Raw genomic sequence first — 6,606 nt, forward strand, 5'->3', positions numbered from 1 at the left:
GGTCAGACGGCAGGAGCGCTGCGTTGGGCTTCGCGTCCGAGCGAATAGAGGGGGCGGGCATTGTCGGGAAGAACGATCTCGCCGGAGGCGAGCCGGTTGCGGAGATAGGTGAAGCTCTGAGCGGTCTGCGCGAACAGATGCTCGCCGGCCGTCACTCCGTCGTATCGTGGTCCGTCCGCGTCGACGAACCTCTCCAGCGGCTCGACCCGGGTGTCGTAGTCGACGTTGAAGAACAAGGGGAACGAGTAACGCTCCTGAGCAACCTTACGCACCCGATGTGACGTCGCTGTAAACACACCGTTCGTCCAGATCTCCAGCAGGTCACCGATATTCAGGACGAAAGCATCGTCGCGGTAGGGGACCTCGATCCAGTCTCCGTCGGCGTTGACCACTTCGAGCCCCGGCGCCGTGGGCAGGAGCAGCGTGAACATTTCGTAGTCGGTGTGAGCGCCGATACCGGGGCGGTCGGATGCACTGGGATCGTAGGGATAATGGATCATCCGCAACTGCGCCGGCGGTGTCGTCACATACCGATCGAACAGATCGGACGGCTCACCGAGCGTCTCGGCGAAAGCCCTCAGAAGCACACGGCCCAGACCGAATACGGCATCGTAGTACGCCCCCACGGGCTTCTCGAAGTCCGGCAGTTCGGGCCACTGGTTCGGTCCGAGCAGTGGATTGCCGGCCAGATAGTCCGGATCGTCGGCGGGAAGATCGATGGACAGATCGAACGCTTCCTTGTGATCGGGTGTGGCACCGGCGAACACTTCCTCACCCGGCGGCACATAGCCGCGGTGGTTCGACGAAGTGCCTATGTAGACCGACATCTTGGTTTCGTCGGGCAGTGCGAAGAAGCGTTCTGCGGCCGTCTTCAGTCCCGAGATGAGGGTGGGATCGATACCGTGCCCGACGATCTGAGCGAAAGCGACCTCGCGGGCGGCACGCCCGAGTTCCTCGACGACTGCGTCCCGTCCGCTGTCGTCGGCGGAGACCAGTGCGTGTACGTCGACGACGGGGATGCTGGTGAAGGTCATGGTTCCGTCCTGAGGTTCGGGTCGAGCGGACGCCACCGCCTCGTGACGGATGTTCCGCCGAATGTGACGTCGCTCGTGTGGATCTCGTCTCCGAAAGCGGGGTCGAGGTAGTCCCCGATCCGGTACGGGAGAGTCGATGCGGTGATGTTCCATCGGCCGGCGCACACTCGGCCGACGGCGACCTCGCAGTCGAGCACTGCGCGGGCCTCGCGGAGTGTCGCCGCCCCCCTGATGCGTTCGAGCAGAGAACCGGATCCGGGGGTGCGGTCGCGGCCGCGCGCGAACGCGAAGGTCTCCCCCACCCGCACGAGTACCGCGGTCGCCCCGGTGTCGATGTCCTCGAGCAGATACTCCTCGATGTCGGACGAGACGCCGACGGTGTGCCAGTGTTCCGTGTAGTCCTCGTACACACCGTGTTCGACGATAATGTCCGCGTCGAGCAGGGCCAGACTGCCGGCGTCGGGTGTCGGACCGAGCGGGTGGAACGACACGGCGCGTTCCCACTCGACGTGATCGCCGCGGTCGAGCAACCGGCCCGCGAAACCGTCCTGCGTCGCGAGTGCCACGAGATCGTCGAAGTTCATGTCGTTCGCGGTCGAGGCCGTCACCACAGGGAGCGAGGCGGGTTGTCTCAGATCGCAGTACAACTTCTCGCCCTGCACCCAGGTGACCCGGGTGGTGGTGTCGGGTTCGGTGCCCGGACGCGCCAGCAGGGTTCGCTCGAACCGGGTTCCCGCGAGCCGGATCCGTTCGGTGGTCGTCATGCGCCGGTCGCCTTCCACCGTGCCCGCTCCTGCGCGAAGGCGACGGATTGGGTCGCCTGGAACTCCGCGATCGAGGATGTGTTGTCGGCGACGAATTTCCGGTGGTCTGCCAACGAGAAGGTCCCGTCGGTGATCTCCACTCCCCCGCCACGACCGGCCGCGAGATCGGCGCGCAGATCGAGCAGTTCCTCGGGGTCGACGGGATACCAGGAGATCCGGTCGAAGAACCGCAGCAGCCACGGCGTTCCGTCCTCGAAGGGCCCGGCCGGCTGCGGGTGCCGGTGATTCCACACCTGGGTGGTGCGGCCGACGAACTGGTATCCGCCGGGGCCTTCCATGCCGTAGATGCACAGATACGCACCGCCGATCCCGACCGCGTTCTCGGGTGTCCACGTGCGGGCCGGGTTGTACTTGGTGGTGACCAGCCGGTGCCGCGGGTCGAGCGGTGTCGCGACCGGTGCACCGAGGTAGACGTCGCCGAGTCCGAGCACCATGTAGTCGGCGGCGAACACCGTGTCGAACACGTCGGCGACGGTGTCGAGGCCGTTCATGCGACGGATGAACTCGATGTTCCACGGGCACCACGGCGCGTCCGACCGCACGCCGTGCATGTAGCGCTGGATGGCCTCGCGGGTCGCCGGATCGTCCCAGGACAGTGGCAGGCGCACCTGACGGCTGGGCACTTCCAGTTCGTCGCTGTCGCCGATACCGTCCTCGACCTCGGCGAGCAGACCGAGCAGGACCGGTACCGGCAGGACGTCCGGGTCGACCTTGACCTGCAGCGACCGGATACCGGGGGTGAGTTCGAGCAGGCCGGCAGGTCGCTGCGCTTCGAGGCGCTGGTGCAGGGCGTGCACGCGGGCCCGCAGCGCCAGGTCGAGCGTCATGTCGCCGTACTCGACGAGCACGTTGTCGTCGCCGCTGCGGCGGTAGGTGACGGCGGTGTGCCCGTCGCGGCGGGCCAGGACTCCGTCGTCGCCGTCGCCGCCGCCCGACGCGACCAGCGACAGACCGGCACGACGACCGACTCCCAGCTCGCGGCGCGACGCGCTGTGCTGCGACTTCACGGGAACGAACCTGACGGTGTTGCCGGGTGCGAGCTGACCGAGCTTCCAGCGGTCGGCGGCGACGACCGTCACCGGGCACACGAAGCCGCCCAGGCTCGGCCCGTCGGGGCCGAGCAGGATCGGGGTGTCGCCCGTGAAGTCGAGCGCGCCGACGGAGTACGCGTTGTCGTGGATGTTCGACGGATGCAGCCCCGCTTCCCCGCCGTCGGTCCGGGCCCATTCCGGCTTCGGGCCGATGAGCCGGACCCCGGTGCGATCGGAGTTGAAGTGCACCTCGTACTCGGTGGCGTAGAGGGTGTCGATGTCGGAGCGGGTGAAGAACTCGGGGGCGCCGTGCGGGCCTTCGGTCACCGCGATCTCCCAGCGCGTGCCGAGAGCCGGCACGTGTTCGGACGGGACGGGCCCGCTCTCACGGCGGGGATCGTCACCCACGACGAGGACGTCGCCTTCGCGAAGGGTGCGGCCCTCGTGACCGCCGAACGTGCCGAGCGTGAACGTCGAGGCGCTGCCGAGGAATTCGGGAACGTCGAATCCGCCCCGGACCAGGATGTAGACGCGCAGGCCGGGACCGGAGACGACGCCGACATCGAGCAGTCCGCCGGCCGGAACGGTGACGGGCCGCCACTGCGGAACGGTGACTCCGTCGATCCGGACGCCGGCGGGAGCACCGGTCACGCACACCTCGGTGTCGTCGGTGAAACGCAGCGCGGGGCCCGCCATCGTGGTCTCGAGGCCGGGGGCGCCCTCGTCGTTGCCGAGAGCCACATTGCCGAGACGGAAGGACAGGTCGTCCATGGGCCCGGAGGGCGGTACGCCGATCTGCCAGTATCCGGTGCGACCCGGGTAGTCCTGGACGGTGGTGAGCATTCCGGGGCGTTCTACGCCGATCTTGGTGGTCATGGCAGGCTCACTCCTCGCGGGTGACGATCATGCGAACCGGCGTGGGATCGAAGCCGTTGCACGGGTTGTTGATCTGGGGGCAGTTCGAGACGAGCACGAGTACGTCGCGCTCGGCGCGGATCGCGAGGCGCTTTCCGGGAGCGGAGAGCCCGTCGACGATGCCGAGGGTGCCGTCCGCCTCGACGGGCACATTCATGAAGAAGTTGATGTTGGAGACGAGATCCCGCTTGCCGAGGCCCCACTTCGCGCCCTCGATGAGGAAGTTCTCGACACACGCGTGCTGGTGCTTCGTGTGGTGCCCGTAGCGCAGGGTGTTCGACTCCTGCGAGCACGCACCACCGACGGTGTCGTGATCTCCCACCTCGTCGGCGACGAGCGTCATGAGCGGAGCGCCCTCGGAGTCGCGCAGGACGGATCCGGTGGTGAGGAACAGATTCTGCTGTGCGGCGACGGTGGCCGCCGCGCTGTACCGCCGGCCGGTGTCGTGCGCGTCGTAGACGAGCGTGTCGACGGCCTGATTGCCGTGCAGGTCGACGATCGTGAGGACGTCTCCCGCGGCGACGACGGCCGACCACGGTCCGCGGAGTCCGACGATCTCGTCGAGGACGACGCGACCGGGAACGAGGGCGAGTTCTGCGGTGTCTGCGGTGAGGGTCATCGGCGGATCTCCGTTTCGGACGTGGCGGCGGCCCAGGCGTCGTCGGTGTTGAGGACGGCGCGCCGGTACTCGGGGTCGGTGTTCGGCAGCGAATTCAGTTCTTCCGGCGCTCGCCAGGCGAGAACTTCCAGGCTGCCGGTGGTGAACTCGGGATCGGGATCGAGCGGGTGTGCGGTGTCGGCGACGAGCACGATCACCGGCAGGTGGATCAGAAGGTCGACGTAGGCGCCGGGCCCGGCGTTACCGGTGCTGACGAGCCTTCCGTCCTCCTCGACACGGACACCGTGGAAGAAGGACAGGGACGGCGGCAGGTCGCGCGGTTGCAGGTCGTGCTTGGCGGCGGCGACAGAGAACAGTTCCCGGCCGGCCGGAGACGACGAATGAAGTTCTCCCGCTCCGTACTTCGCGGTGTTTCCGGCGAGATGGGTGGTGCCGCACAGGGCGTCGTGCCGGCCGGAGGTGTCGGCGACGATGGTCGCGAGTACTCGGCCCTGATCGGAGAGCAGGGGGTGCCCGGTTCCGAGATAGGCCTGCCAGGGCACCTTCACGGTGTCGGCGACGTTGAGCCGCTCGTGCGGCGCATCGGCACGGAAGAGCAGCACGTGCGCGCAGGCCGTGCCGTCGACGTCCCGCAATCGCAGGCGGGTGCCGCGGGCGAGAACCTTGCCGGTGTAGCGGCCGCCGGGGACGGTCTCGGCCCAGGTCATCGCTGCCGCACGGCCGTTCGGCGGGGCGGGCCAGGAGGAGGCGGGGACGATCGGCATCGCGTCCGTGACGGTTCCGGCCTGCGCTCGGGCGTGGGCACGAGCGGCGTGCGTGGTGGCGGTCGCGAGGGTCTCGGTCATGGCGCTCCGATCGGCGGTCCGGGGAAACTGTCGATCGACAGTTTTCCGATCGCTCATCTTCGGGGAATGTCCCCGGCGTAACGAGTCCGTGACGTGTGTTTCATCCGTGTGACGAAATCTTCACGACCGAAGACCATGGTGCTGCAGTCACTTTCGTCGTGTCAGAGTGGAGAGGTGATCCATGCAGGACCGGGACGCCCCCGTCTCCACGCGCCGCGTCGGCCCGGACCGACCGCGCGTGCCGAGATCCTCGATGCCGCAGCGGAACTGTTCACCACCCGCGGGTTCTCCCCCACGTCGACCCGGTCGATCGCCGAGGCGGTCGGGATCCGGCAGGCGTCGCTGTACAACCACTTCGCCACGAAGAACGACATCCTCGTCGCCTTGCTCGAGGGCACCGTCGAACCGACCCTCGACTTCGACGACCATCTCGACGACACGCTGCCGCCCGAGGTGCGCCTGTGCGCACTCGCCTGGTTCGACACCGCCCAATTGTGCTCGGGCAGATGGAATCTCGGAGCGCTGTACCACCTTCCGGAGATCCGTACCGAGCCGTTCGATCGTTTCCGGCACGAGCGCCGGCAACTGATGGAACGCTACCGGCGTCTCGCGGCCCGGATCGTCGGCGACGGTGATCCCCGCACCCACCTGCCGTTCCGGATCGTCGAATCGGTCATCGGGATCCGCGCCGACAACGCAGACATCGACGCGGGGCTCTCCGAAGCGCTGGCGACGGCGTCGCTGACCGTTCTCGGTGTCGGCGACGTTGCGGCAGTGACGAGCGTTGCTCGGGCACTCGTGGTGGGGGTTCCCGACGATCTGCTGGAATCGATGAATCCCCCGTCTCCGCCATACGTGTGAAGCGCCCTGCGGGCTCGTCGACCGCGAAGGTCGTCGACGGGCGCTTCGTCTTCAGCTGGTACGCCGTGTCGATGCCGGAGATACCGGCGCCGACGATCAGGACATCCGCCTCGGCGGGCACGCTCCCGCCGAGTTCGACTCCGGTCGTGTTCGCTCGGCTCCGCCCCTCTGCGGGTGCGTTCGGTCGGTGGTTCTACGCGTGACGATCACTTACGAGGAAGGTCGCCCGGTGTGCGGTCGGCGCCCTCGAGCACGTTCACCTCGTGCTTGTCGCTACCCGGGCCGACGTGCGCCTCGGCGCGCATCCGCTCGACCATGTGCGGGTAGTGCAGCTCGAAGGCCGGGCGCTCGGACCTGATCCGCGGCAGCTCGGTGAAGTTGTGCCGCGGCGGCGGGCAGCTGGTGGCCCACTCGAGCGAGTTGCCGTAGCCCCACGGGTCGTCGACCGTGACGACCTGGCCGTAGCGGTAGCTCTTG

At 67.9% G+C, this 6,606-nt stretch carries 6 protein-coding genes and 1 pseudogene; 1 reads left to right on the forward strand and 6 read right to left on the reverse strand.

Annotated elements, in window-relative coordinates; genetic code table 11:
- Positions 1-2 precede the first annotated feature (2 nt).
- Genes PV766_RS23455 through PV766_RS23475 form a run of 5 tightly spaced genes read right to left on the reverse strand, consistent with a single transcriptional unit; the run spans position 3 to position 5,268 of the window.
- Complete coding sequence (locus PV766_RS23455; RefSeq protein WP_421098046.1) at positions 3-1,034, reverse strand: isopenicillin N synthase family dioxygenase; 1,032 nt, start codon at positions 1,032-1,034, stop codon at positions 3-5.
- A complete protein-coding gene (locus PV766_RS23460; protein WP_421098047.1) occupies positions 1,031-1,798 on the reverse strand; it encodes a hypothetical protein in 768 nt (255 codons plus the stop codon). The genes PV766_RS23455 and PV766_RS23460 overlap by 4 nt, the downstream gene beginning before the upstream one ends.
- Positions 1,795-3,765, reverse strand: a complete 1,971-nt coding sequence (locus tag PV766_RS23465; RefSeq protein WP_421098048.1) for a 5-oxoprolinase/urea amidolyase family protein — start codon at positions 3,763-3,765, stop codon at positions 1,795-1,797. The genes PV766_RS23460 and PV766_RS23465 overlap by 4 nt, the downstream gene beginning before the upstream one ends.
- A 7-nt stretch (positions 3,766-3,772) precedes the next feature.
- Positions 3,773-4,423, reverse strand: coding sequence for an urea amidolyase associated protein UAAP2 (locus PV766_RS23470; RefSeq protein WP_421098049.1), 651 nt, complete (start codon positions 4,421-4,423; stop codon positions 3,773-3,775).
- Positions 4,420-5,268, reverse strand: a complete 849-nt coding sequence (locus tag PV766_RS23475; RefSeq protein WP_421098050.1) for an urea amidolyase associated protein UAAP1 — start codon at positions 5,266-5,268, stop codon at positions 4,420-4,422. Before PV766_RS23475 ends, PV766_RS23470 begins: the two co-directional genes overlap by 4 nt.
- Positions 5,269-5,442: 174 nt before the next feature.
- Here PV766_RS23475 and PV766_RS23480 point away from each other — a divergent pair, with 174 nt between their 5' ends.
- On the forward strand, positions 5,443-6,129 hold the full coding sequence (locus tag PV766_RS23480; protein ID WP_421098051.1) for a TetR/AcrR family transcriptional regulator: 687 nt from the start codon (positions 5,443-5,445) through the stop codon (positions 6,127-6,129).
- Positions 6,130-6,335: 206 nt separating this feature from the next.
- Here the strand turns inward: PV766_RS23480 and PV766_RS23485 are convergent.
- A pseudogene (locus PV766_RS23485) lies at positions 6,336-6,606 on the reverse strand (cytochrome ubiquinol oxidase subunit I); the annotation flags it as partial.

It is taken from the genome of Rhodococcus sp. As11, from assembly GCF_048957735.1.
GTDB classification, from domain to species: Bacteria; Actinomycetota; Actinomycetes; order Mycobacteriales; family Mycobacteriaceae; genus Rhodococcus; species Rhodococcus gordoniae.